The sequence below is a fragment of the Cellulomonas sp. plas2 genome (assembly GCF_057221735.1).
In genome coordinates, this window is the sequence record NZ_CM170155.1 from 940,366 (window position 1) to 965,276 (window position 24,911).

The window sequence follows — 24,911 nt, forward strand, 5'->3', positions numbered from 1 at the left end:
CCCCGGGGGCGGAGTTCACCCGCGCGGCGGCGCCTCGTCGCCCGGCCGTGCAGGTCAGCCCTTCGTGCCCGTCAGGCCGCGCTGGTGCAGCACGCGCCGCTCGAGCGGGGAGAAGACGAGCAGGTCGACCGCGACGCCGACGAGGAGGATGAGCAGGATGCCGACGAAGACGCCGTCCATCTGGTGCAGCTGCCGTGCCTGGTCGAGGTACTGCCCGAGGCCGATCCCGAGCTGGGGGGAGGCGGCGATGAGCTCGGCGGCCATGAGGGAGCGCCAGGAGAAGGCCCAGCCCTGCTTGAGCCCGGCGAGGTAGCCGGGCAGGGCGGCGGGCAGGAGCACGTGGCGCACGCGGTCGGGTGCGGACAGCCCCAGCACGCGCCCGACCTTGTCGAACAGCGGCGGTACCTGGTCCAGGCCCGAGAGCAGCCCGTTGATGACCGAGGGGACGGCGCCGAGCAGGATGACGGCGTAGATGGCGTCGTCCGTGAGCCCGAACCAGATGATGGCGGCCGGGACCCATGCGACGGAGGGCAGCGACTGCAGCCCCGAGATGAGGGGCCCGAAGCCGGCCCGCAGCAGCCGGCTGCGCGACAGGACGATCCCCAGCACGGTCCCGACGAGCACGGCGACGACGAAGCCGAGCACGCCGCGCGAGACGCTCGTCCAGAGGATGTCCCACACCCGGCCGGTGGTGACGAGCTCCGCGACGGTGCCGGCGACCTCCGTGGGTGCGGGCAGGATGTAGCGCGGCTTGAGCTCCAGGGACACGGCGACCTGCCACACCGCCAGCAGGCCCAGCAGCACGACGACCGGGGGGAGGAGCGAGCGGGCCGTCGCGCGGGCTCCGGGGGCGCGCGGTGCGGCCGTCTCCAGGGCGTCGAGCCCCGCCTCGAGCGCGCGCGTGCCGGTGCGGTCCCCCGTGTGGTCCTCCGTGCGGTCCCCGGAGGACCGCACCTGTGCCTCAGCGGCCATGGCGGCTGATCTCCCCTCGCAGGTGCTCCGTGATCTCGACGGCGAGCTGGGCGACGCCGGGCGACTCGATGCGCCGCGGCTGCGGCAGGTCGACGGCCCACTCGCGGATGATCCGGCCGGGCCGGGAGCTCATGAGCAGCACGCGCTGGCCGAGCCGGACGGCCTCGCGCACGTTGTGGGTGACGAACACGACCGCGAGGCGCTGCTCCGCCCACACCCGCGTCAGCTCCTCGTGCAGGACGTCGCGCGTGATGGCGTCGAGGGCCGCGAAGGGCTCGTCCATGAGCAGGACGGGCGAGTCCTGGGCGAGCGCGCGCGCCAGGGCGACGCGCTGGCGCATCCCGCCCGACAGCTCGTGGACGCGCTTGGCGCCCTGCCCGCCGAGGTTGACCCGCTCGAGCAGCTCGGCGGCGCGGGTCCGCCGCTCGGCGCGGGGCACCTTGCGGGCCCGCAGCGCGAGCTCGACGTTCGCCGACGCGGTCAGCCACGGCAGCAGGGCCGAGTCCTGGAACATGAGCGAGGGCCGGCCCGCCGGCACCTCCACCCGTCCGGCGGTGGGGGTCTCGAGACCCGCGACGAGCTGCAGCAGCGTCGACTTGCCGCAGCCGGACGCCCCGAGCAGGCACACGAACTCGCCCGGGCGGACGGTGAGGTCCACGCCGTCGAGCACGGGCGCCGCGCCCGGGGTGAACGCGTGCGTCACCCCGGTCAGGCGCAGGGCCGCGTCGTCGGCGGGACGGGAGCCGGGCGCACGGGGACCGGTGCTCGTCGTGGTGCTCGTCGTGGTGCTCGTCCCGGTGCTCGTCCCGGTGCTCCCGGTGCTCCCGGTGCCCGTCCCGGCCGCGACGGCCGCCGTCGCGCTGCTGGTGCTCATTCCTCCCCCAGACCGCCGGCGGACACCGGCTCCAGCCCCTGCGCCGACAGCTCGGCGTTGAGGGGACGCAGGTCGTACAGGCCGCCGAGGTCCACCTCGGCGTCGAGCGTGCCCGCCGTGACGGCGTGCTCCATGGCCGCCTGCAGCGAGGCGGCGACCGGGTCCTCCGTCACCGCCAGGTGCTCCCAGGCGGTGGCGATGGTCTCCTCGGACAGCGCCGAGCCCGTCAGCTCCTCGAGCCGGCCGTTGACGACCTCGCGGGCGCCGGCCGGGTCGTCGACCGCGCGGGTGACCGCGGCGACGTGGCCGCGCAGCAGCGCCGCGACCGTCTCGGGGTACTGCGCGAGGTACTCCGTGCGCACGACGAGGTGCGTCGTGACGAACTGCCCCTCGGGCCACAGGTCGCGCTCGTCGACGAGCGTGGTGCCGCCCGCCTCGAGGACGAGGCGCGTCGCCCACGGCTCGGGCATCCAGGCGCCGTCGATCTCCCCGGACTGCAGGAGGGTGAGGGAGTCGGCGTTGGCCGACAGGGGGGCGATCGTCACGTCGCCGCCCCCCTCGACCGACGTCTCGAGCCCCTGCTCGGCGAGCCAGTTCCGCAACGCCACGTCCTGGGTGTTGCCGAGCTGGGGGGAGGCGAGGGTCAGTCCGCGCAGGTCCTCGGCGCTCGTGATCCCCGCGCGGACGACGAGGGACGCGCCGCCCGAGGTCGCCCCCGCGACGATGCGCACGATCTGCCCGTCGCTCTGGGCGTGGGCGTTGATCGTCGGTCCGGGGCCGATGTAGGCGGCGTCGATGGACCCGCCGAGGAGGCCCTCGACCGCGGACGGCCCGGCGTTGACGACCTGCTCGACGAGCTCCGTGCTGCCGAGCTCGGCCGTGAACAGGCCCTCCGCGACGCCGATGAGCGCGGCGGCGTGCGTGAGGTTGGCGAAGTACGCGAGGTTGAGGGTCGCGGCCGTGCCCGGGGTGGCGCCGGCGGCGGGGGCGTCGTCCGAGCAGGCGGCGAGCAGCGGGACCGCGAGGGCGCCGAGCCCTCCGGCCAGGACGGTGCGGCGGGACAGCGGGCCGGACAGCGGACCCGACAGCGTGCCGGGGATCGAGCCGGGGACGGGAGAGGGCTGGCGGGAGGTCATGGGGGCCTTCCAGGGGTGCGACGACGGACGGGACCGGTGCCTACGGGCCGCCCGGGCGCGCTCAGGCGCTCGGACGGCCCCCCGGACACCCGCCGGCGAGGGGGTCGCCGACCATGCCGGCGGCCAGCGTCATGCCGTCGGCCTCGTCGACGAGGAGGAAGGCGCCGCCGTGGCGCAGGGTGGCGTACTCGTCGACCGCCACGGGCTCGGCCAGGCGCAGCGTCAGCCGGCCGATGTCGTTGAGCGCGAACGACGTCGGCGCGGGGTGCCGCTCGAGGGTCGTCACGTCGAGGCCCTCGTCGAGGGAGCGGATCATCGCGCGGACGGTGCGCGTCCCCGTGCGGACCAGGACGCGCTGCCGCGGGGCCGCCGGGGTGTCCCCGAGCCAGCACACCGTGCCGGACAGGTCCTGCGTGACCGTCGCGGGGCGGGTCGCGTCGGCCAGGAGGTCGCCGCGGGAGATGTCGATGTCGTCGGCCAGCCGCAGCGTGACGGACCGCGGCGCCCACGCCGCGTCCAGCGGGCCGTCGGCGGTGTCGATGCCGACGACCGTCGTCGTCCGGCCCGCGGGCTGCACGACGACCGTGTCGCCGACCGCGACGCCGCCCTGCTCGATGCGCCCCGCGTAGCCGCGGTAGTCCGGGAAGTCCGGCGTCTGCGGGCGGATGACGACCTGGACGGGGAAGCGCAGGGGCTCCGTGCGCGGGTCGCGCTCGACCGGGACGGCCTCGAGGTGCTCCAGGAGCGTCGGCCCGTCGTACCAGGGCATGGCGGCGGAGCGCTCGACGACGTTGTCCCCGGCGAGGGCGGACAGCGGGATGGCGGTGACGTCCTCGACGCCCAGCCCCGTGGCGAGCTCGGCGAACGCCCCGGCGTGGGTGCGGAACGTCGCCTCGTCGTACCCGACGAGGTCCATCTTGTTCACGGCGAGCACGACGTGCGGCACCCGCAGCAGCGCCGCGACCGAGACGTGGCGACGGGTCTGCTCCAGTACGCCCTTGCGCGCGTCGAGCAGGACCACGGCGAGCTGGGCCGTCGAGGCGCCCGTGACCATGTTGCGGGTGTACTGCACGTGACCGGGGGTGTCGGCGAGCACGAAGGCGCGGCGGTCCGTGGCGAAGTAGCGGTACGCGACGTCGATGGTGATGCCCTGCTCGCGCTCGGCGCGCAGGCCGTCGGTGAGCAGCGCGAGGTCGGCGGCGGCCAGGCCGCGCTCGGCGCTCACGCGCTCGACGGCGGCGAGCTGGTCGGCCAGCACCGACTTCGTGTCGTGCAGCAGGCGCCCGACGAGGGTCGACTTGCCGTCGTCGACGGAGCCCGCCGTGGCCAGCCGCAGCAGGTCGCGGGCGCGGGCGGCGCCGGCCTGCACGGACTCCTGCGCCGACCCCGTCCGGAGCGGGGCGGTCGTCGTGGTGCCCATCAGAAGTACCCCTCGCGCTTGCGGTCCTCCATGGCGGCCTCGGACATCCGGTCGTCGGCCCGCGTGGCGCCGCGCTCGGTGAGCCGGCTGCCCGCGACCTCGGCGATGACGTCGGCCACGGTCGCGGCGTCGGAGTCCACGGCACCCGTGCAGGACATGTCCCCGACCGTGCGGTACCGCACCTGCCGGCGCTCGACCGTCTCGTGCGGCTTCGGCCCGCCCCAGTCGCCGGCGGTCAGCCACATGCCGTCGCGGGAGAACACGTCGCGCTCGTGCGCGTAGTAGATCGACGGCAGGTCGATGCCCTCGCGCTCGATGTAGAGCCACACGTCCATCTCGGTCCAGTTGGACAGCGGGAAGACGCGCACGTGCTCGCCCGGGCGGTGGCGGCCGTTGTACAGCCCCCACAGCTCGGGGCGCTGGCGGCGCGGGTCCCAGGCGCCGAACTCGTCGCGCAGGGAGAAGACGCGCTCCTTGGCGCGGGCCTTCTCCTCGTCGCGGCGGCCGCCGCCGAAGACCGCGTCGAAGCGGCCCTCCTCGATCGCCTCGAGGAGGGGGACGGTCTGCAGCGGGTTGCGGGTGCCGTCAGGGCGCTCGCGGAGCTTGCCCGCGTCGATCGCGTCCTGCACGGACGCGACGAGCAGCCGCAGCCCGAGCCTCTCGGCGGTGGCGTCGCGGTGCGCGAGGACCTCGGGGAAGTTGTGCCCCGTGTCGACGTGCAGCAGCGGGAACGGCACCGGGGCCGGCCAGAACGCCTTGACCGCCAGGTGCAGCATGACGATCGAGTCCTTGCCGCCGGAGAACAGGAGCACGGGGCGCTCGAGCTCGCCGACGACCTCGCGGAAGATGTGGATGGCCTCCGACTCGAGGTCGTCGAGCTGGGACAGGGCGACGCCGGCGAGGTCCCGCGCCTGCTCGGACGTGCGGTCCGCCGTCACGGCGCTCACGTGTGCAGCCCGCACTCGGTCTTGGCGCGGCCGGCCCAGCGGCCGGCGCGCGCGTCCTCGCCGGGAGCGACCGGGCGCGTGCAGGGCTCGCAGCCGATCGAGGCGTACCCCGCGTCGCGCAGGAGGTTCATGAGGACCCCGTTCTCGGCGGCGAACCGCTGGACGTCGTCGTCGGTCCAGGCGGCGACCGGGTTGAGCTTGACCTTGCCGCGGCGGGCGTCCCAGCCGACGAGCGTGATGTCGGTGCGCGTCGGGGCGTCGGCGCGGCGCATGCCCGTGACCCAGGCGCGGTAGGGCGCCAGCCCCCGCTGCAGCGGCTCGACCTTGCGGATCGCGCAGCAGGCGTCGGGGTCGCGGTCGTGCAGGCGCGGGCCGTGCTGGGCGTCCTGCTGCGCGACCGTGAGCAGCGGCAGGACCGTGCGGACCGTGACGGGCAGCGTCGCGGCGACCGCGTCGCGCGTGCCCAGCGTCTCGGCGAAGTGGTAGCCCGTGTCGAGGAAGAGCACGTCCACGCCCGGCGCCGTCTGCGAGGCCAGGTGGACGAGGACCTCGTCGCCCATGGAGGACGCGACGACGAGATCGTCGCCGAACGTCCCGTGCGCCCAGCGCAGGGCCCGCGCCGCGAGGTCGACGCGCGCCTCGTAGGTGTCCGGCGCGTCGGCCTCGAGGGCGGCGAACCGCGCCTCCGCCTCGAGGGCCAGCGCGCGCAGCGCGTCGTCGGCGGCCGGGTCGTGCCCGGCGACGTGGTCGGCGACGCCGACCCGCGGGGCCGTGCTCGTGCTCGTGCTCGTGGTGCTGCTCATGACCTCTCCACCTGCCCCACCGTCTGGCCGACCCTCTGACCGACCATGCGCAGCGCGAACACGCGCGTGCAGCCGCGGCATTCCCACGTCGCGTGCTCCGGGCCCGCGGGGCGCAGGTCCTCCTCCCCGCAGAACGGGCAGAAGTACGGCACCGCGCGGCCGCCCTCCTCGCTCACCGCAGCACCTCCTCGTCGGCGCGCTGGACCCACTGGGCGAACGTCTCGTCGGCCTCGCGGCCGGCCTCGAAGGCACGGGCCAGGCGCTCGACGTACGCCGGGAGCTCGTCGCCCACGACCTTGTGCCCGCGCAGCTTGCGGCCGAACGAGGCCTGACCGCCGAGCGTGCCGCCCAGGTGGACCTGGAACCCCTCGACCTGGCGGCCCTCGTCGTCGGTGACGATCTGGCCCTTGAGGCCGATGTCCGCGGTCTGGATGCGCGCGCAGGAGTTGGGGCAGCCGTTGACGTGGATCGTCAACGGGTGCTCGAACGTCGGCAGCGCCGCCTCGAGGGCCGCGACCGTGCGGGCGGCGCGGGCCTTCGTCTCGACGATGGCGAGCTTGCAGTACTCGATGCCGGTGCAGGCGATGGTGCCCCGACGGAACTCGGAGGGGTCGGCGTGCAGGCCCAGCCCCGCCAGCCCGGCGACGAGGGCGTCCACCCGGTCGGCCGCCACGTCGAGGACGAGCAGCTTCTGCTCCACCGTCAGGCGGACGCGGTCGGAGCCGGCGGCCTCGACGAGGTCCGCGACGCGGTCGAGGACCTCGCCCGAGATGCGGCCGACCGTCGGGCTGACGCCGACGTAGAACCGGCCGTCCTTCTGCCGGTGCACGCCGAGGTGGTCGCGGCGGCCCTCCGCCGGGGCGGGGGCGGGCCCGTCGAGCAGGGGGCGGTGCAGGTACTCGGTCTCGAGCACGTCGCGGAAGCGCTGCGCGCCCCAGTCGGCGACGAGGTACTTCAGCCGCGCGCGGTTGCGCAGCCGGCGGTAGCCGTAGTCGCGGAAGATCCCGATGACGCCCGCCCACACCTCGGGGACCTCGGCCAGCGGGACCCAGGCGCCGAGGCGCTGGGCGACGTGCGCGGACGTGGACAGCCCGCCGCCCACCCACACGTCGAAGCCCGGGCCGTGCTCGGGGTGCACGACGCCGACGAAGGACACGTCGTTGATCTCGTGGACGACGTCGAGGTGCGGGTTGCCGGAGATGGCGGTCTTGCACTTGCGGGGGAGGTTGGAGAACGCCGGGTCCCCGACGTAGCGCTCGGTGATGGCGTCGATGGCCGGCGTGCCGTCGATGATCTCGTCGGCCGCGACGCCGGCGACGGGGGAGCCGAGCACCACGCGCGGGGTGTCGCCGCAGGCCTCGGTCGTCGACAGGCCGGCGCCCTCGAGCGCCCGCCAGATCTCGGGGACGTCCTCGATGCGGACCCAGTGCAGCTGGATGTTCTGCCGGTCGGTGATGTCCGCGGTGCTGCGGGCGAACCGGCGCGAGACCTCGGCCACCGCGCGCGTCTGGGCGACGGTCAGCCGGCCGCCGTCGAGGCGGACCCGGAGCATGAAGTACTCGTCGTCGAGCTCGTGCGGCTCGAGCACGGCCGTCCGGCCGCCGTCGATGCCGGGCTTGCGCTGGGTGTACAGGCCCCACCAGCGCATCCGCCCGCGCAGGTCCTGGGGCGCGATCGAGGCGAAGCCCTCCCGGGCGTAGACCTCCTCGATCCGCGCGCGGACGTTGAGGCCGTCGTCCTCCTGCTTGAACCGCTCGTTGGGGTTGAGCGGCTCACGGCTGCCCAGGGCCCACTGGCCGTGGTCCTGGGTGCGCGTCGGCCGGCCCGCGGCGCGGGGGGTCGAGGTGGTGTCGGCCGACATGGTGCGGCGGTCCTCCGGTGGGGGCGGAGGGTGCCGGGCGCAGGTCCGCGCAGCGTTCACGCGGGTGCTGGCCGTCGGCACCCGCGGAGAGGTCTGAGGGGGGTGCGTCAGGGGGTGCCGGCCGGCCGACAACAGGCCGGCGCGGCGCAGGCCATCGAGGCCAGACGCATGAGGTCGACGTGCAGGCGCGCGGTGAGCAGCGCAGCGGCGGTCGACATGGCGAGGAGTCTCGCACGGCCGACCCGGGGGCTGTCACGTCGTGTCCGCCCATTGGATGGGACGAGGTGTCCGGCAAGTGAGACAGGTGCGCGACGGCTACCGTGCTGCCGTGCTCGACCACCCCTCGCCACCACCGGATGCGATGCCGCCGGACGCGGTGCCGGGGACGCCGTCGGTGCGCCTGCGCCTGGACCTGGCCTACGACGGCACGGACTTCGCCGGCTGGGCCCGTCAGCCCGGGCTCCGCAGCGTGCAGGGCGTGCTGGAGGACGCCCTGGCCACCGTGCTGCGGACCGCGGCGCGCGACGAGGCGGCGCCCCGGCTCGTGGTCGCGGGGCGGACGGACGCCGGTGTCCACGCCCGGGGGCAGGTGGCGCACGTGGACGTGACGGCGGACGCCTGGGCGGCCGCCGGCGGGCGCGGCGGCCGGTCGGCGCAGGAGGCGCTCGTCGGCCGCCTCGGCGGGCTGCTGCCCGACGACGTCGTCGTGCGGCGGGTGGCGGTGGCGCCGGCCGGGTTCGATGCGCGCTTCTCCGCCCTGCGCCGGCGCTACGCCTACCGCGTGTGCGACGACCCCGCCGGGCGCGACCCCTTGCACCGCGCCTCGGTGCTCTGGCACCGGCGGCGCCTCGACGTCGCCGCGATGGACGCCGCGGCGGGGGAGCTCGTCGGGCTGCACGACTTCGCGGCGTTCTGCAAGCCGCGCGAGGGGGCGACGACCATCCGCCGCCTCGAGCGGTTCGGCTGGGAGCGGCCGGCCGACGGGCCCGACGCGGGGCTCGTGGTGGCCGCCGTGCAGGCGGACGCGTTCTGCCACTCCATGGTGCGGGCGCTCGTGGGCGCGTCGCTGGCCGTCGGGGAGGGGCGCCGGCCGGTCGGCTGGCCCGCGGGGCTGCTCGCCTCGCGCTCGCGGGCGGGCGGGGCCGCCGTCGTGGCGGCGCACGGGCTCACGCTCGAGGAGGTCGGCTACCCCGACGACGACGCGCTCGCGGCCCGCGCGGACGCCACCCGGGCCCGCCGCGGCGCCCACGAGGTGGGACCGCAGCCGGGCGCGGCACCGGCCGGGACCGGCGCCGCGCCCGGCGGCTGCTGCTGACGCGGGTCGCCCCGCATCGTGACGCCCTGATCAGGCGCGGGGGCCGGGCTCCGTCGTCGAGCCGTCGACCGTGGGGAGCCCGCTGGTGAGGCCGGCCTCCTCGATGTCGGGGTCCGGGGCCTCCAGCTGCTCGTCCGGCTCCTGGCCGGCCTCCTCGAGCTCGGCGTCCAGCTCGTCGAGCTCGGCGGCGTTGTCACGGACGTACTCGTCGTCGGTCTCCTCGGCGACGAGGTGCACCGCCGCTTCCTCCGCCGAGGCGGCGCCGCCGTCGACGCCCTGGTCGACCGCGAACATGTCGGTGCCGCCCGCCTCGACGGCGTCGTCGTCCGCGGAGAGACGGCCCGCGCGCAGGGGCTCGCGCTCGGGGCTCGGGGGCTCGTCCTGCTCCCAGACCTCGGGCTCCTCCTGGATGATCCGCTGGTCGATCGTCTCCCGGTGCTGCTCCTCCCACTCCGTCTCGCCGTAGCGCTGCGTGGCGGTGCGGGGGCGCTCGGGCGGCGTGTACCCCTCGTCGAGCAGGTCGTCGACCCCCCGCCCGATCATCGTGTCCTCGCCGGGGAGCTGGTCGGAGTCGCCCTCGCTGCCCAGGGCGGCGTCCGTGCTGGTGGCGGGAGTGTTCTCGGTCATGCGCCCGACCCTGGCACCGGGCGCGGCGGGTCGCCAGCGGAAAGGCGGTGACCAGCGCGGGCGCCGTGCAGCAGACTCGGGCCCATGGGCCACGTCGACATCTCCGGGGTCGGCTACGTCCTGCCCGACGGCCGACCGCTCCTCGACGGCGTGTCCTTCCGCGTCGGCGACGGGCAGCGGATGGCCCTCGTCGGGCCGAACGGCACCGGCAAGTCCACGCTCCTGCGCATCGTCACCGGGGACGAGGTGCCGCACGCCGGCGGCGTCGCGCGCTCCGGCGGGCTCGGCGTCATGCGGCAGGACGTGGGCCGCATCGCCGACGACCGCTCCGTGCGCGACCTGCTCGGCTCGCTCGCGCCGCCCGCCGTGGCGGCCGCGGCGGCCGAGCTCGCGGCCGCGGAGCTCGGGATCATGACGGTCGACGACGAGCCCGCGCAGCTGCGGTACGCGCAGGCGCTCGTCGACTGGGCGGACGTCGGTGGCTACGAGGCGGAGGCGCAGTGGGACCGGGTCACCGACGCGGTCCTGTCCGTGCCCTTCGAGCGGGCGCAGGACCGCGAGGTGCGGTCCCTGTCGGGCGGCGAGCAGAAGCGGCTCGTCCTCGAGGCGCTGCTGCGCGGCCCCGACGAGGTGCTCCTGCTCGACGAGCCCGACAACGCCCTCGACGTGCCCACGAAGCGCTGGCTGGAGGAGCGCCTCGTCGCCTCGGGTCGGACGGTGCTGTTCGTCAGCCACGACCGGGAGCTGCTCGCGCGCGTGGCCACGCACGTCATCACGCTCGAGCCGACGCCGGTGGGGGCGCGGGCCTGGGTGCACGGCGGCGGCTTCGCGACCTACGCGTCCGCGCGCGCGGACCGCCGGGCGCGGGAGGAGGAGCTGCTGCGCCGCTGGGACGAGGAGCACGCCCAGCTCCGCGACCTCGTCCAGACCCTGCGCACGAAGGCCGCCTTCAACGACGGCCTGGCCTCCCGCTACTCGGCCGCGCAGACGCGGCTGCGGCGCTTCGAGGAGGCCGGGCCCCCCGCCGTGCTCGCGCGGGACCAGCAGGTGCGCGTGCGGCTGCGCGGCGGCCGGACGGGCCGGCGCGCCGTCGTCGCCGAGGGGCTCGAGCTGACCGGGCTCCTGCAGCCCTTCGACCTCGAGGTGTGGTTCGGCGAGCGCGTGGCGCTGCTCGGCTCGAACGGCTCGGGCAAGTCGCACCTGCTGCGGCTGCTGGCGGCGGGCGGGACCGACCCCGACCCGGCGCAGCTGCCCGTCGACGACGGGCCGGGCGTCGAGCCGGTGGCGCACACCGGACGGGTGACGCTGGGGGCGCGGGTGCGACCGGGCTGGTTCGCGCAGAACCACGGCCACCCGGAGCTCGTCGGGCGGACCCTGCTGGAGATCCTGCACCGCGGCGACGGCCGGCCCGGCGGGCGCGCGGGCCTCGGCCGGGAGCCGGCGAGCAAGGCGCTGGACCGGTACGAGCTCGTCGCCGCCGCGGAGCAGCGGTACGAGACCCTGTCGGGCGGCCAGAAGGCGCGGTTCCAGATCCTGCTGCTGGAGCTCGGCGGGGCGACGCTCCTGCTGCTCGACGAGCCCACCGACAACCTCGACCTGCACTCGGCGGAGGCGCTGGAGGCCGGGCTGGCGGCCTTCGAGGGCACGGTGCTGGCCGTCACGCACGACCGCTGGTTCACGCGCGGCTTCGACCGGTTCCTCGTCGTGGGGGCGGACGGGCAGGTGGTGGAGACGCCGGAGCCCGTGTGGGACGTCGGGCGGGTGGCCCGGGCGCGCTGACCCACGGAGCCGCCGGTGCCGCCGGAGCCGCCGGTGCCGCCGGTGCCGCCGGTGCCGCCGGTCGCCGGCGCGTGCCCGCCGCGGTGCGTCCGGCGCCACTTTGACCGTCGCGTCGTCGTGCCCTTACCCTGGTGAGTCGTCGTACGTCCCCTGTCGCGCTCGGGTGCAGCTTCAGCACCCCGGCGCACGGCAGGCCCGGTGTGGTCCCACTCGCCGGTCCGTCGGGATGACACCGACAGCCCGCACCGGCGGGCGCCCGTCCACGGACGCGTCACCGACGCGTGCTGCGGCGGCGCCCCGCCGAGACCACCGGTTCAACGAAACGAAGGCTCACGACCGTGCGCACGTACACCCCGAAGCCCGGCGACGTCGAGCGGACCTGGCACGTCATCGACGCGACCGATGTCGTCCTGGGCCGCCTGGCCACCCACGTGGCCACGCTGCTGCGCGGCAAGCACAAGGCGACCTTCGCCCCCCACGTCGACGGCGGCGACTTCGTCATCGTCATCAACGCGGAGAAGGTCGCGCTGACCGGCAACAAGCGCGAGACCAAGCTGGCGTACCGCCACTCCGGCTACCCGGGCGGCCTGCGGGCCACCGCGTACCGGGACCTGCTGGACAAGCACCCCGAGCGTGCGGTGGAGAAGGCCGTCCGCGGCATGATCCCCAAGACCTCGCTCGGCCGCCAGCAGCTCGGCAAGCTCAAGGTCTACGCCGGTCCGGTGCACCCGCACCAGGCGCAGCAGCCCCAGCCCTTCGAGATCACCCAGGTCGTGCAGGGCGCCTGACGCCCGCGCGACGACGACAGGACGCGAGGACCACCAGTGACGGTCGAGATCGACCTCGAGGGCGACGAGACGCCCACCAGCTACACCTCCGAGAGCAGCGCGCCCACCGGGCGCGGCCAGTCGCTCACGGCTCCCGGGCAGGCCCTCGGCCGCCGCAAGGAGGCCGTGGCGCGGGTCCGCCTCGTCCCCGGCACGGGGACGTGGACGATCAACGGGCGCACGCTCGAGGACTACTTCCCGAACAAGGTGCACCAGCAGATCGCCGGCTCGCCGCTCAAGGTGGTCGACGTCGAGGGTCGCTTCGACGTCATCGCCCGCGTCAGCGGCGGCGGCGTCTCGGGCCAGGCCGGCGCGGTGCGCCTCGGCATCGCCCGGGCCCTCAACGCGATCGACGCCGAGCACAACCGCCCGGCGCTGAAGAAGGCCGGCTTCCTCACGCGCGACGCCCGCGTCGTCGAGCGCAAGAAGGCCGGTCTGAAGAAGGCGCGCAAGGCGCCGCAGTACTCCAAGCGCTGATCCCGCAGGCGGCACCCGGGGTGTCCCCGGGTGCTGCACGGGCTGCGCACGGCACGATGGCCCCGCCGGTCGGCGACGACCGCGGGGCCGTCGTCGTCCCCGGGCGCTGCGCCCCGGCACGTACGAGCGAAGGAGTCTGAGGATGGCGCGACTGTTCGGGACCGACGGGGTCCGCGGGCTGGCGAACCGGGACGTGACGGCCGAGCTGGCCCTGGACCTCTCGGTGGCGGCGGCGCACGTGCTGGCGGCGTCCGGCGCGTTCGCCGGGCACCGGCCGCGGGCGGTCGTCGGGCGGGACGGCCGGGCGTCGGGGGAGTTCCTCTCGGCCGCGGTGTGCGCGGGGCTGGCCTCGGCCGGTGTTGACGTCGACGACGTGGGGGTCCTGCCGACCCCGGCGGTCGCCTTCCTCACCGCGGACTCGGGCGTCGACCTCGGGGTGGTGCTGTCGGCGTCGCACAACCCGATGCCGGACAACGGCATCAAGTTCCTGGCCCGCGGGGGGCAGAAGCTCGACGACGAGCTCGAGGCAGCCATCGAGGCCCGCATCGGCGAGAGCTGGGACCGGCCCACCGGTGCCGGCGTCGGCCGCCTACGCCGGGACACGGGCCGCGCAGGGGAGCGCTACGTCGACCACCTGGTCGGCACGATCGGCACGAGCCTGGCCGGCCTGCGCATCGCCGTCGACTGCGCGAACGGCGCGGCGAGCGAGGTCGGGCCGCAGGCGCTGCGGGCCGCCGGTGCCGACGTCGTCGTCATCAACGCCTCGCCCGACGGCCGCAACATCAACGAGAAGTGCGGCTCCACGCACCCCGAGCAGCTCCAGGCGGCCGTCGTCGCCTCGCAGGCCGACCTCGGCGTGGCCTTCGACGGCGACGCGGACCGGTGCCTGGCGGTGGACCGCCACGGCGTCCTCGTCGACGGCGACCAGATCATGGGCGTCCTCGCGCTGGCGCTGCACGAGCGGGGCCAGCTCGTCGACGGGACGCTGGTCACCACCGTCATGAGCAACCTCGGGCTCCGGCTGGCGATGGGCGAGCACGGCGTGCGCACGGTCGAGACGGCGGTCGGCGACCGGTACGTCCTCGAGGCGATGCGCGCGGGCGGCTACGCCCTGGGCGGCGAGCAGTCCGGGCACATCATCATGGCCGAGCACGCCACCACCGGCGACGGCGTCCTCACCGCCCTGCAGCTCGCGGCGCGGGTCGCGGCGACGGGCCGACCGCTGGACGACCTGGCCGCCGTCGTGCGACGGCTGCCGCAGACGCTCGTCAACGTGGACGGCGTGGACCGCGGGCGCACGGGTGACGACGCGCTGGCCGACGCCGTGCGCGACGCCGAGGGCCGACTGGGCACGACCGGGCGCGTGCTCCTGCGCCCGTCCGGCACCGAGCCGCTGGTCCGCGTCATGGTCGAGGCGGCCACGCAGGACGAGGCGGACGAGGTCGCGCACGCGCTGGCGGACGTCGTCCGCGAGCGGCTCGCCCTGTGAGCGCCCCGGGCGCGCCGCGCGCGGTGGGCCCGTCCCGCGACCTCGTGCCCGTGCTGCGCGAGGCCGTGCTGCGGCTGCTGGACCGGGCGGACGACGACGGCGTGGTGCCGATCGTGCAGGCCGGGCACCCCGTGCTCCGCGCGGTCGCGCACCGGTACGACGGCTGGCTGGCCGACGACGAGCTCGCGCGGCTCCTCGACGTGCTGCGCGCGACGATGCGGGCGGCGCCCGGGGTGGGCCTCGCCGCCCCGCAGGTGGGGCTGCCGGTCGCGGTCGCCGTGCTCGCCGACCCCGGGTCGCCCGACCCGGACGTGGCGCTCGTACGCGAGCGTCCCGTGCTCGCGCCGCGGGTCCTGGTGAACCCCCGCTACGAGGCGCTCGACGAGGAGCGCGTCGGCTTCTACGAGGGCTGCCTGTCGGTCGTGGGGTACCAGGCCGTCGTGGCACGTCCGCGGCGGGTGCGCCTCGTCGGGCAGGACGAGACCGGGCGGGCGCTCGACGAGGTCGTGGAGGGGTGGCCGGCGCGCATCGTGCAGCACGAGACCGACCACCTGCACGGCACGCTGTACCTCGACCGGGCCGAGCTGCGGTCCCTGTCGACGAGCGACGCGCAGGGGGCCCGGTGGGCCGTGCCCGCGCGGCCCGTGGAGGCGGCACGCCTCCTGGGCTTCCCGCTGGCGGGCCTCGACACGGACGCCTGAGCGCTGCGCCTCCCGTCCGGTAGCCGGGGGCTCAGGCCGCGACCGGGACCGGGACCGCGACAGGGGCCACCGCTCGCGGCAGCGCGACGGCCGCGGGCCGCGTCCCCGGCGTGGCGAGGACCTGCGCCCGGTGCGCGGCGAAGCGGCGGCGCCCGACGGTCCACCAGAGCGCCCGGGCGGACGCCGGGGCGTGGTCGCGCAGCCACGCCGCCCGCTCGGCGGCCGGCACCCCGTCCAGCGCCCAGCCGAGGCGCAGCAGCATCCGCACCCGCTCGGCGGGCGGCACGTCCGCGTCGGCCAGCCGACCGAGGTGCAGACCCGCGACGAGGGGGTCCGCCGCGGCCGTGTCGTCGGGCTGCACGGGGACCAGCGCGTCGGCGACCGCGTCGCGCGCGGCCGGGTCGGCGGCCGGCTCCCAGTCCCGCAGCGCCGCCTCGAGCCTGGCGGCACGCAGGTCGGCGGGACCGGTCGCGTCCGGCGCGCCGACCAGGGTCCGCACGTGCTCGGCGAGCAGTCGCGCGCGGGCCACGTCCCCGGGCGCGGTCCTGCGGACGAGCGCGGCGGCGTCGAGGAGCGCCCGCCGCAGCGGTGCGGTCGAGGCGAGGGTCGGGGCGGTGCTCACGGTCGCGGCCTTCCGTCGGTGGCCGCGGAGCGGCCGGTCCAGGGGTGCCGGGCGGGTGGTCCCGGCACCACCGAGCCTGTCGGCGCGACGACGGGGCGGACAGGCACAGCACCCGCTCACCACCCGCTCACCACCCGCTCACCACTCGCACAGCCACGAGCCGTACGGCTGTCCGGACGGCGTGCCTCAGGGGGCGGGGGTCGGACCGGCCGCGACGGCGACGGCCTCGTCGGGGGACAGGGCACGCCCCCTCACCAGGTGCTGCATCCAGCCGTCCGGTCCCAGGGCCTGGCGGGCGCCGGCCTCGGCGGCAGCCCGCAGCGCGGGATCGGGCAGGTAGTAGCCGTGCGACGCGGCGCCGACGCGGTCGCGCAGGGCCTCGGAGGCGCCGAGCAGCACGGCCGTCCGCTCCGGCCGGCCCGCCGCCTGCTCCACCACGGCCAGGCTCTCGAGGAAGTAGGCGGTGTTCGGCACGTCGCCGGTCTCCTGCGACAGCCGAACCCCCTCCAGCGCGTGGGCGCGGGCGTCGTCGGGCCGGTCCTGGGCCAGCAGCGCCTGCACGAGGTCGTACAGCGCGATGTACGTGCTCAGACGGTCGCCGCGCGCCCGCGCCGACGCGAGGGCCGGCTCGACGTGCCGGACGGCGGCCGCCGGGTCGCCCGACCGCAGCAGCACCGTCCCCAGCCACACCTGCAGCAGCGCGACCACCCACGTGCCGGCCAGCCCGGCGGCCTCCGCGTGCGCCAGGGCCGCCGCGAAGCCGTCCCGCGCGTCGTCGAGCGCCCCCTCCGCGAGGTGGACCAGCCCGCGACCCGCCGTCGCGTAGAGCACGCCCTCGGGGTCGTCGCCGGCGGTGGCGAGGTCGAGGGCCTCCTGCCAGCGGGCGGCGCTCGTCGCCAGCTCGCCCTGCGCGAAGGCCATCGTCGCCGTCGTCGCCAGGACCCGGACGCGCACGGGGTCGGGCAGGGGCAGGGGCAGGGTCGCCTCGGCCAGCCGGCGACCGCGCCGCAGCCGCCCCCGCAGCCACCAGTAGAGCCACAGCGCCCAGACCATCGTCCCGGCGCGGCCGCCGTCGCCGACCTGCACCCAGTGCTCGAGGGCGGCGGTGAGGTTGCCGTCCTCCCGCTCCGCGCGATCGAGCCAGGCGACCTGGTCGGGGCGCTCGTAGTGCGGTGCTGCCCGCAGCGCGAGGTCGAGGTAGTACGTCGCGTGGGCGGTGCGGACGGCGGCGGCCTCCTCGTCGGGGGCGAGCCCGCGCGCGTGCTGGAGCACCGGTTCGAGCATGCCGAACCGGGGCCCGGCCGGGCCGTCCGTGACGGTGACGAGCGAGTGCTCGACGAGGCGCTCGAGCCCGCCGAGGACGTCCACCACGTCCGCGGCCACCGCCTCGACGGCCTCGAGGTCGCCGCCGTCGACGAACACGGCCAGCCGGCGCAGGAGGCGGCGCTCGTCGGCGGAGAGCAGGCGGTAGCTCCAGTCGAGCGTCGCGCGAAGGGTGCGCTGCCGCTCGGGCAGGTCGCTCGCGCCGGCGCGGTTCGTCGCGTCCTCCAGCCGTGCGAGCAGGGTCGGGGCGTCGAGCACGCGGGCGCGGGCGGCGGCCAGCTCCAGCGCCAGGGGGATGCCCGCCAGCCGTCGGCACAGCGCCGCCAGCGGCGCGGCGTCGTCGGGCCGGGTGCCGAAGGAGCGCTGCACCGCGCGGGCCCGTTGCAGCAGCAGCGCTCCGGCGGGCGACGCGGCGACCGCGGCCAGGTCGGGCTGGTCGCCGGACGGCAGCGCCAGGGGGCGCACGGCGTGCTCGACCTCGCCGCGCAGCCGCAGCGCCGCGCGGCTCGTGGCGAGCACGACGAGGTCCGGGCAGGCCGCGAGCAGGTCCGCGACGACGTCCGCCACGCCCGGCAGGTGCTCGAGGTTGTCGAGCACGAGCAGCGCGTCGAGCCGCGCGAGGGCGGCCGGCACGGCGGTGTCGGCCGCGCCCGTCTCGGCTCCCGGCAGGCCCAGCACCCGACCCACCGCGGGCAGCACGAGCGCGGTCTCGTCGACGCCGGCCAGCGCGACGGCGACGACGCCGTCCGTGAAGCGCGTCGGTGCGGGCGGAGCGCCGTGGGCGGCGGGAGCCGGTGGCTGGGGTGGTGGCTGGGGTGGTGGCTGGGGTGGTGGCTCGGTGACCGCGCGGGCGACGGCGTGCGCGAGGGTCGTCTTGCCGACGCCGCCGGTGCCCGTCAGCGTGACGAGGCGGGCGTGCTCGTCGTGCAGGAGGGCGGTGACCGCGGCGAGGTCGTCCTCCCGCCCGACGAGCGCCGTGACCGGTGGGGGCAGACCGCGGCGCGGGGCCGACGCGGCCGGGGCTGAGGTCGGGGCTGAGGTCGGGGCCGCATCCGGGGCGGAGGTCGGTGAGGACGCCGCCGTGGCGGTCGGCACGGGCGTCGGTGGGGGCGTCGGTGGGGGCGTCGCGGTGGGCGTGGCGGAGCCGGCGGCCCGGCCCGTCCGGTCCCGCCGGGCGGTGGCGGCGCCGTGCGCGGCGGCGCGCAGGGTGTCGTCCTCGGGCGGCAGGCCGAGGGCCGCCGCCAGGGCGCGGACCGTGTGCGGGTACGGGCGGGTGCGGGCGCCCCGCTCGAGCGCGCCGACGCCGTGCGCGGTGAGGCCCGCCCGCTCGGCGAGCTCCTCCTGCGTGAGCCCCGCCACCTCCCGCAGGCGCCGCAGCACGGCCGCGAAGGACCCGGGACCGGCCGGGGAGGTCGCGGCTGGTGGCGCGGCCGGGGGCGTCGCGTGCGCGGACGCGTCCCGGGAGGCCACGGGCGCAGTATGGCAGCGCGGCAGCGGCGTGCGGCAGGCCCGCGGCCGGCGTCGTCCCCCCGGGGTGGGACCGGACCCCGGGCGGCGTCCCCCCGGGGTGGGGGGTCTCTCGGGGTGCGGATCAGGCCCCTCCCCGATGTGGCGCGTCGGTGCCCCCGCCTAGCGTCGACGGCGGGCGCCACCGGTGCCCCCGGCGCACGTCGCCGTCCGCCCGGCCCCGGCCGGCGGGCGGGGCGGCCCGGTGCGGCGGTGGAGGGTGCGCGACGTGGAGCAGTGGCTGCTGGACCTGCTCGGGAGCGCCTGGGTCCACCCGGGGCTGTTCGCGTTCGCAGCGCTCGACGGGTTCTTCCCGCCGGTGCCCAGCGAGTCGGCGGTGATCGCGGTGGCGAGCGTGGCGGCCGCGACGGGGGCGCCGGACCTGCGCCTCGTGGTGCTCGCCGCGGCGCTGGGCGCGTGGGTGGGCGACCAGGTGGCCTACGCGATCGGGCGGCGGGTGGACGTGCGGTCGCTGCGCGTGCTGCGGGGGGCCCGCGCGCAGCGGGCGGTGGACCGGGCGGAGGCGGCGCTCGCCCGCCGGCCGGCGGCGCTCCTGCTGGCCGCGCGCTACGTGCCCGTCGGGCGGGTGGCCGTCAACATGACCGCCGGCGCCGTGCGCTACCCGTGGCGCCGGTTCGCGGCGGTGTCGGCCCTCGGCGGGCTCCTCTGGTCCCTGTGGTCGACGCTGCTGGGGGTGGCCGCGGGGGCGTGGCTGCACGGCCGGCCGCTCGTGGCGGTGGCGGTCGGCGTCGTCGGCGGGCTGCTCGTGGGGCTGGGGGTCGACCGCGTGGCCGCGGCCGTGTCCCGGCGGCGTCGACGCCGGGGGGCGGCGGCGCCGCGGGCGGCCGGCCGGCCGGGGAGCGGGGCGGAGGCCGCCGGTGCCCCGGCGTCGGGCGTTCACCCGGGCGGGGGAACGTCGCCGGTGCCCGGCCCGCTGACCTCGGCGCTCGCAGGCGCCGGTGCGCGCGTGTGGACGACCGGTGACGACTCGGTCACGGCCCGGGCACGATCGGGCGCCCCCGGCTAACGATCCGGTCTCGGTGCGGGGGACCGCGCCGTCGCCGTGCCTAGGGTCGTCGCAGGCCGGCGCCGCTGCCGCTCCCACCCGGTCGTCCGCCCACGCCCGCCGTGGGACGACGACGGGCGCAGGAGGTGGACGTGCGCGACCGCACGGTCAGCCCCCGCGCAGCGACCCCTACGGCGCTCGCGGGGGTCCTCGTCGCGGTCCTCGCCGGGTGCGGGCCGACCGCCGCCGCCGGCCCGGTGGCCGCGGTGCAGCCCGCCGCGGACTGCCGCGCGCCGGCCGTGCTCGCGGCGCTGGGCCTCGAACCCGGGACGGACGCCTCGGCGGCACCGGCGACGTCGGGCGGGGCCCGGTCGGCCGTCGCGGCACCGGGTGCGGTCCCGGACGACTTCCGGGCGACGGGCGTGGTCGTCTGCACCCGCGGCGGCACCGCGCGCGACGTCGAGGGCCTCTGGACGACGGTCAGCGAGCAGGTCCTCGAGGGCGACCTCGCGGGCCTCGTCGACGCGCTGGCCCGCACCTCGGGGCCCTCGTCGCCCGCGGGGCGCACCGCGGTCGTCGCCGGCGGTCCCGAGGAGGGGTGCGCCGCCGCGGTGCTCGCCGACGGCGGGCCGGCGCTCTGGCTCGTGGACGCGCTCGGGCGCGCGGTGTGGGTCCAGGTGCCCGGCGCGGCGTGCGCCGCGGCGTCGGCGGCCGTGGCCGACGAGCTGGCCGGGCTCGACGAGACCGACGCGACGGACTGGTCCGTCGCGCTCGCGGTCCCGCGCGCGACGGTGACGCCCGCGGCGCCCTCGTCGTCCTGAGCACCGACGGCGGGCCGGAGGGACGGCCCCCTACAGCTTGCGCAGCCGGACGTGCTCCACGCGGTGGTCGTACCCCTTCGTCAGCACGAGGGTCGCGCGGTCCCTCGTCGGGGCGATGTTGCGCCGCAGGTTCGGGGCGTTGATGGAGTCCCAGATGGCACCGGCGCGGTCGAGGGCCTCGTCGTCGGACAGGGCCGCGTAGCGGCGGAAGTACGACTCGGGCCGGGCGAACGCGGTGCGCCGCAGCGCCAGGAACCGGTCGAGGTACCACTGCCGCACGTCCGCCTCCTCCGCGTGCACGTAGATGGAGAAGTCGAAGAAGTCCGAGACGGCCACGCCGCCGGCCGCCCCGGGCCGGGACGGCTGCAGCACGTTGAGCCCTTCCACGATGAGCACGTCGGGGCGGCGCACGACGTTCCAGCGCCCCGGCACGATGTCGTACGTGAGGTGGTCGTAGACGGGCGCCTCGACCTCCGGCTCGCCGGCCTTCACGCGCGAGACGAACCGCACGAGCGCCCGCCGGTCGTACGACTCCGGGAAGCCCTTGCGCTCCATGAGCCCGCGCCGGGTCAGCTCGGCGTTGGGGTGCAGGAAGCCGTCCGTCGTCACCAGCTCGACGCGGGGCGTCGCCGGCCAGCGCGCCATGAGCTCGCGCAGCAGGCGGGCGGTCGTCGACTTGCCGACGGCCACCGACCCCGCCACGCCGATGACGAACGGCGTGCGCGTGACGTCCTCGCGCAGGAAGGTGCCGGTCGCGGCGTGGAGCGCGCGCACCGCGCCCACGTGCAGGTCGAGCAGGCGGGACAACGGGCGGTAGACGGTGTCGACCTCGGCGAGGTCGATGGGGTCGCCGAGCGCCCGCAGGCGCTGCACGTCCGTCGCGGTCAGCGGCAGCGGGGTGGACGCGGACAGGCGCGACCAGGCGTCGCGGTCGAGGTCCACCCAGGGGGTGGCCAGCAGGGACGGCGACGGCACGGCGCCCAGTCTGCCGCAGCGCCGCGGCGGCGCGCGTCCGGCCGGGGCGCGCGGCACCCCCCGCGTAGACTCCGCAGCCATGTGCGGCATCGTGGGGTACGTGGGGTCGGCCGACGCGGACGGGCGCCCCGTCGACGTCGTCCTCGAGGGGCTGCGCCGCCTGGAGTACCGCGGCTACGACTCCGCGGGCGTCGCGGCCGTCGGGCCGGGGGGCGCGCTCGCGACCGCCAAGAAGGCGGGCAAGCTCGCCAACCTCGTGGAGGAGCTGGACGCGCACCCGCTGCCGGACGCGACCGCCGCGATCGGCCACACGCGCTGGGCGACGCACGGCGCGCCGACGGACCGCAACGCGCACCCGCACGTCGCCGGCCGCGTCGCCGTCATCCACAACGGCATCGTCGAGAACTTCGTCGCCCTGCGGGCCGAGCTGGCCGCGGAGGGCGTGGAGTTCCTCTCGGAGACCGACACCGAGGTCGCCGCGCACCTGCTCGACCGGGCCTACGCGACGACGGGCGACCTCACGACCGCGATGCAGGCCGTCGCGCGGCGGCTCGAGGGGACCTTCACGCTGCTCGCGGTGCACGCGGACCACCCGCGCACGGTCGTCGGCGCACGCCACGACTCGCCGCTGGTCGTCGGACTGGGGCAGGGCGAGAACTACCTCGGCTCGGACGTGGCCGCGTTCATCTCCCACACGCGCGAGGCGCTGGAGCTCGGCCAGGACCAGGTGGTCACCATCACGCCGACGTCCGTCGAGGTGACGGACTTCGCCGGCGCGAGCGTGCACGCCCGGCGCTACACCGTGGACTGGGACGCGGCGGCAGCGGAGAAGGGCGGATTCCGCTCCTTCATGGACAAGGAGATCCACGACCAGCCGCACGCGGTGGCCGACACGCTCCTGGGCCGCACGGACGTGCGCGGCCGGCTCGTGCTCGACGAGGTGCGCATCTCCGAGGACGTCCTGCGCGCGGTGGACAAGATCGTCGTCGTCGCCTGCGGCACCGCCGCCTACGCGGGCCACGTCGCCAAGTACGCGATCGAGCACTGGTGCCGCGTCCCCGTCGAGGTCGAGCTGGCGCACGAGTTCCGCTACCGGGACCCGGTCGTGAACGCACGCACGCTCGTCGTCGCCATCTCCCAGTCGGGGGAGACCATGGACACGCTCATGGCGGTGCGGCACGCGCGGGAGCAGGGCGCGACCGCCCTCGCGATCGTCAACACCCACGGCTCGACGATCCCGCGCGAGTCCGACGCGGTCCTCTACACGCACGCGGGCCCGGAGATCGCCGTCGCCTCGACGAAGGCGTTCCTCGCGCAGATCACGGCGACGTACCTGCTCGGCCTGTACCTGGCCCAGCTCCGCGGCAACATGTTCGCCGACGAGGTCGAGACGATCCTCGCCGAGCTGCGGGCCATGCCGGACAAGATCCAGACGGTCCTCGACCGGTCCGCCCGCGTGCAGGAGATCGCGCGGTGGATGGCCGACACCCCGTCGGTGCTGTTCCTCGGCCGGCACGTCGGCTACCCCGTGGCGCTCGAGGGTGCGCTCAAGCTCAAGGAGCTCGCGTACATCCACGCCGAGGGGTTCGCGGCGGGCGAGCTCAAGCACGGGCCGATCGCGCTCGTCGAGCCCGGGCAGCCCGTGTTCGTCGTCGTGCCGTCGCCGCGCGGGCGGCACTCGCTGCACGCGAAGGTCGTCTCGAACATCCAGGAGATCCGGGCGCGCGGGGCGCGGACCATCGTCATCGCGGAGGACGGCGACGAGGCCGTGGTGCCCTTCGCCGACGAGGTGTTCCGCGTGCCGCAGGCGCCCACGCTGCTGGCCCCGCTGCTGTCGGTCGTGCCGCTGCAGGTCTTCGCGTGCGAGCTCGCGACGGCCAAGGGCCTCGACGTGGACCAGCCGCGCAACCTCGCCAAGTCCGTCACGGTCGAGTGAGGCCTGCGGGCGCGCCGGGCGCGACGAGCAGCCCGGACGCCCCCGGCAGGCGCGCGGCCGCCCGCCGCTGCCCCGGCGGGCGGCCGTGATCGTCGGCGTGGGCGTCGACGTCGTCGACGTGGCGCGGTTCATGGCGACCCTGGAGCGCGCGCCCGGGCTGCGCGCGCGGCTCTTCACGCCCGCCGAGCGGGCCCTGCCGCCCGCGTCGCTGGCCGCGCGGTTCGCGGCGAAGGAGGCGATCGCCAAGTCCCTCGGCGCGCCCGCGGGCATGCGCTGGCACGACGCGACGGTCCACCGCGTGAGCGGCGGACCGCCCGTCGTCGAGGTGACGGGGACGGTGGAGGCGGCCGCCCGGGCTGCCGGGGTCGACCGCTTCCACCTGTCCCTGTCGCACGACGCCGGCATCGCGTCGGCGATGGTCGTCGCCGAACGCGACTGACGGCGCGTGGCGGCGCACGCCTCAGCCGCGCAGGGCCGGGACCACCTCGCGCTCGAACAGCTCGATGCCCGAGCGGTCGTAGGCGGCCTCCGCGAAGTACGTGATGGCGTACGTCATCCCGAGGCCCTCGAGCTGGCGCAGGGTCTCGACGATCTTCTCCGGCGTGCCGACGAGCGGACCGTTGCGGAAGTCCTCGGCGATGCCCGGCGCCTTGTCCGGGACGGTCCGGGACATGTGCTCCTCGACCCAGGCGATGCGGTCGTCCACCTCCGCGTCCGTGGCGCCGATGACGACGTTGTAGTTGGCCGACCGGACGATGCTGTCGAAGTCGCGCCCGAGGTCCTCGCAGTGGCCCCGCAGGATCTCCGACTTGTGCACGAAGCCCTCGGGCGACCCGTCGAAGTTCGTGTACGCGGCGTGCTCGGCGGCGATGCGCAGCGTCTTCTTCTCCCCGCCGCCCGCGATCCACAGCGGCGGCCCGCCGGCCTGCAGGGGCAGCGGCGCGAGCTGGGCGCCGTCCACCTGGTAGTGCTTCCCGTCCAGCGTGGCGACGCCGTCGCGCCACAGCTGCTCGAAGATCTGCACGCCCTCGTCGAGCATGGCCAGCCGCTCGCCCGCGCGCGGGAAGCCGTAGCCGTAGGCGCGCCACTCGTGCTCGTACCAGCCGGCGCCGATGCCCATCTCCACGCGGCCGCCGGAGACGACGTCGGCCGTCGCGGCGACCTTCGCCAGGTAGGCGGGGTTGCGGTAGGCCATGCACGTGCACATCTGGCCGAGGCGCACGCGGCGGGTCACGGCGGCGAAGGCGTTGATGAGGCTCCACGCCTCGTGCACCGCCTCGCCGTTGGGCTCGGGGACCGCGTGGAAGTGGTCGTAGACCCACACCGACTCCCACACGTCGCCCTCGTCCGCGTGCAGCGCGAGGTCGCGCATGACCGGCCAGTGCTGCGCCGTCTCGATGCCGGTGAGGTCCTGCCGCCAGCCCTGGGGGATGAACAGTCCGAATCGCATGGTCCGCACGCTAATGCCGGGCGGGGACGGGGGCGCACCGGGGC

General features: G+C 76.5%; 23 protein-coding genes. 10 read left to right on the forward strand and 13 right to left on the reverse strand.

Annotated features, from left to right (window positions below; genetic code table 11):
• Positions 1-54 precede the first annotated feature (54 nt).
• The 8 genes from AC2TDM_RS04265 to AC2TDM_RS04300 form a co-directional block, all read right to left on the reverse strand.
• Positions 55-972, reverse strand: a complete 918-nt coding sequence (locus tag AC2TDM_RS04265; protein WP_090031967.1) for an ABC transporter permease — start codon at positions 970-972, stop codon at positions 55-57.
• Positions 962-1,846, reverse strand: coding sequence for an ABC transporter ATP-binding protein (locus tag AC2TDM_RS04270; protein WP_090031970.1), 885 nt, complete (start codon positions 1,844-1,846; stop codon positions 962-964). Before AC2TDM_RS04270 ends, AC2TDM_RS04265 begins: the two co-directional genes overlap by 11 nt.
• Positions 1,843-2,982, reverse strand: a complete 1,140-nt coding sequence (locus AC2TDM_RS04275) for an ABC transporter substrate-binding protein (RefSeq protein ID WP_090031972.1) — start codon at positions 2,980-2,982, stop codon at positions 1,843-1,845. The genes AC2TDM_RS04270 and AC2TDM_RS04275 overlap by 4 nt, the downstream gene beginning before the upstream one ends.
• Before the next feature lie 61 nt (positions 2,983-3,043).
• Positions 3,044-4,402, reverse strand: coding sequence for a sulfate adenylyltransferase subunit 1 (locus AC2TDM_RS04280; protein WP_090031974.1), 1,359 nt, complete (start codon positions 4,400-4,402; stop codon positions 3,044-3,046).
• The gene (gene cysD, locus AC2TDM_RS04285) at positions 4,402-5,349 is read right to left on the reverse strand and encodes a sulfate adenylyltransferase subunit CysD (RefSeq protein ID WP_217644261.1); all 948 of its coding nucleotides are present in this window, start codon (positions 5,347-5,349) and stop codon (positions 4,402-4,404) included. Before cysD ends, AC2TDM_RS04280 begins: the two co-directional genes overlap by 1 nt.
• Entirely contained in the window at positions 5,346-6,152 is an 807-nt protein-coding gene (locus tag AC2TDM_RS04290; RefSeq protein WP_090031978.1) for a phosphoadenylyl-sulfate reductase, read from the reverse strand. The genes cysD and AC2TDM_RS04290 overlap by 4 nt, the downstream gene beginning before the upstream one ends.
• Positions 6,149-6,328 carry an eL43 family ribosomal protein gene (locus AC2TDM_RS04295; protein WP_090031980.1) on the reverse strand — a complete coding sequence of 60 codons (180 nt, stop codon included), beginning with the start codon at positions 6,326-6,328 and terminating at the stop codon, positions 6,149-6,151. The genes AC2TDM_RS04290 and AC2TDM_RS04295 overlap by 4 nt, the downstream gene beginning before the upstream one ends.
• Positions 6,325-8,013, reverse strand: coding sequence for a nitrite/sulfite reductase (locus AC2TDM_RS04300; protein ID WP_484635910.1), 1,689 nt, complete (start codon positions 8,011-8,013; stop codon positions 6,325-6,327). The genes AC2TDM_RS04295 and AC2TDM_RS04300 overlap by 4 nt, the downstream gene beginning before the upstream one ends.
• Before the next feature lie 361 nt (positions 8,014-8,374).
• On the opposite strand from AC2TDM_RS04300, the gene truA reads away from it, so the two are divergent.
• On the forward strand, positions 8,375-9,328 hold the full coding sequence (truA, locus tag AC2TDM_RS04305; RefSeq protein WP_484636383.1) for a tRNA pseudouridine(38-40) synthase TruA: 954 nt from the start codon (positions 8,375-8,377) through the stop codon (positions 9,326-9,328).
• A gap of 30 nt (positions 9,329-9,358) precedes the next feature.
• On the opposite strand, the gene AC2TDM_RS04310 is transcribed toward truA, so the two are convergent.
• The gene (locus AC2TDM_RS04310; RefSeq protein ID WP_484635911.1) at positions 9,359-9,955 is read right to left on the reverse strand and encodes a DUF5709 domain-containing protein; all 597 of its coding nucleotides are present in this window, start codon (positions 9,953-9,955) and stop codon (positions 9,359-9,361) included.
• 84 nt (positions 9,956-10,039) lie between these two features.
• Here AC2TDM_RS04310 and AC2TDM_RS04315 point away from each other — a divergent pair, with 84 nt between their 5' ends.
• The 5 genes from AC2TDM_RS04315 to AC2TDM_RS04335 all read left to right on the forward strand — a co-directional run bounded on the left by AC2TDM_RS04315 (position 10,040) and on the right by AC2TDM_RS04335 (position 15,228).
• Positions 10,040-11,734, forward strand: a complete 1,695-nt coding sequence (locus tag AC2TDM_RS04315) for an ATP-binding cassette domain-containing protein (protein ID WP_090031985.1) — start codon at positions 10,040-10,042, stop codon at positions 11,732-11,734.
• A gap of 338 nt (positions 11,735-12,072) precedes the next feature.
• Complete coding sequence (rplM, locus tag AC2TDM_RS04320; protein WP_090031987.1) at positions 12,073-12,522, forward strand: 50S ribosomal protein L13; 450 nt, start codon at positions 12,073-12,075, stop codon at positions 12,520-12,522.
• 36 nt (positions 12,523-12,558) lie between these two features.
• Positions 12,559-13,038 (forward strand): 30S ribosomal protein S9, encoded by a 480-nt coding sequence (rpsI, locus tag AC2TDM_RS04325; RefSeq protein ID WP_090031989.1) that lies wholly within the window; start codon positions 12,559-12,561, stop codon positions 13,036-13,038.
• A 142-nt stretch (positions 13,039-13,180) separates the two neighbouring features.
• Positions 13,181-14,527: a phosphoglucosamine mutase gene (gene glmM / locus AC2TDM_RS04330; RefSeq protein ID WP_090031991.1), complete on the forward strand. Its 1,347-nt coding sequence runs from the start codon at positions 13,181-13,183 to the stop codon at positions 14,525-14,527.
• Positions 14,524-15,228, forward strand: coding sequence for a peptide deformylase (locus tag AC2TDM_RS04335; protein ID WP_239078963.1), 705 nt, complete (start codon positions 14,524-14,526; stop codon positions 15,226-15,228). The genes glmM and AC2TDM_RS04335 overlap by 4 nt, the downstream gene beginning before the upstream one ends.
• Before the next feature lie 31 nt (positions 15,229-15,259).
• Here AC2TDM_RS04335 and AC2TDM_RS04340 read toward each other — a convergent pair whose 3' ends face one another.
• Positions 15,260-15,850: a hypothetical protein gene (locus tag AC2TDM_RS04340; protein WP_484635912.1), complete on the reverse strand. Its 591-nt coding sequence runs from the start codon at positions 15,848-15,850 to the stop codon at positions 15,260-15,262.
• Between the two features lie 186 nt (positions 15,851-16,036).
• A complete protein-coding gene (locus AC2TDM_RS04345) occupies positions 16,037-18,643 on the reverse strand; it encodes a helix-turn-helix domain-containing protein (protein ID WP_484635913.1) in 2,607 nt (868 codons plus the stop codon).
• Between the two features lie 265 nt (positions 18,644-18,908).
• Here AC2TDM_RS04345 and AC2TDM_RS04350 point away from each other — a divergent pair, with 265 nt between their 5' ends.
• Both AC2TDM_RS04350 and AC2TDM_RS04355 read left to right on the forward strand, forming a co-directional pair.
• Positions 18,909-19,706 (forward strand): DedA family protein, encoded by a 798-nt coding sequence (locus AC2TDM_RS04350; protein WP_239078962.1) that lies wholly within the window; start codon positions 18,909-18,911, stop codon positions 19,704-19,706.
• A gap of 131 nt (positions 19,707-19,837) precedes the next feature.
• Positions 19,838-20,506: a hypothetical protein gene (locus AC2TDM_RS04355; RefSeq protein WP_139224361.1), complete on the forward strand. Its 669-nt coding sequence runs from the start codon at positions 19,838-19,840 to the stop codon at positions 20,504-20,506.
• A gap of 30 nt (positions 20,507-20,536) precedes the next feature.
• Here the strand turns inward: AC2TDM_RS04355 and coaA are convergent, their stop codons facing one another.
• Complete coding sequence (gene coaA, locus AC2TDM_RS04360) at positions 20,537-21,481, reverse strand: type I pantothenate kinase (RefSeq protein WP_484635914.1); 945 nt, start codon at positions 21,479-21,481, stop codon at positions 20,537-20,539.
• Between the two features lie 79 nt (positions 21,482-21,560).
• On the opposite strand from coaA, the gene glmS reads away from it, so the two are divergent.
• Both glmS and AC2TDM_RS04370 read left to right on the forward strand, forming a co-directional pair.
• Positions 21,561-23,417, forward strand: a complete 1,857-nt coding sequence (gene glmS, locus AC2TDM_RS04365; protein ID WP_090032124.1) for a glutamine--fructose-6-phosphate transaminase (isomerizing) — start codon at positions 21,561-21,563, stop codon at positions 23,415-23,417.
• 85 nt (positions 23,418-23,502) lie between these two features.
• On the forward strand, positions 23,503-23,856 hold the full coding sequence (locus tag AC2TDM_RS04370) for a holo-ACP synthase (RefSeq protein ID WP_090032001.1): 354 nt from the start codon (positions 23,503-23,505) through the stop codon (positions 23,854-23,856).
• A gap of 21 nt (positions 23,857-23,877) precedes the next feature.
• Here AC2TDM_RS04370 and AC2TDM_RS04375 read toward each other — a convergent pair whose 3' ends face one another.
• Positions 23,878-24,867, reverse strand: a complete 990-nt coding sequence (locus AC2TDM_RS04375) for an LLM class F420-dependent oxidoreductase (protein WP_090032003.1) — start codon at positions 24,865-24,867, stop codon at positions 23,878-23,880.
• Positions 24,868-24,911: the final 44 nt, after the last annotated feature.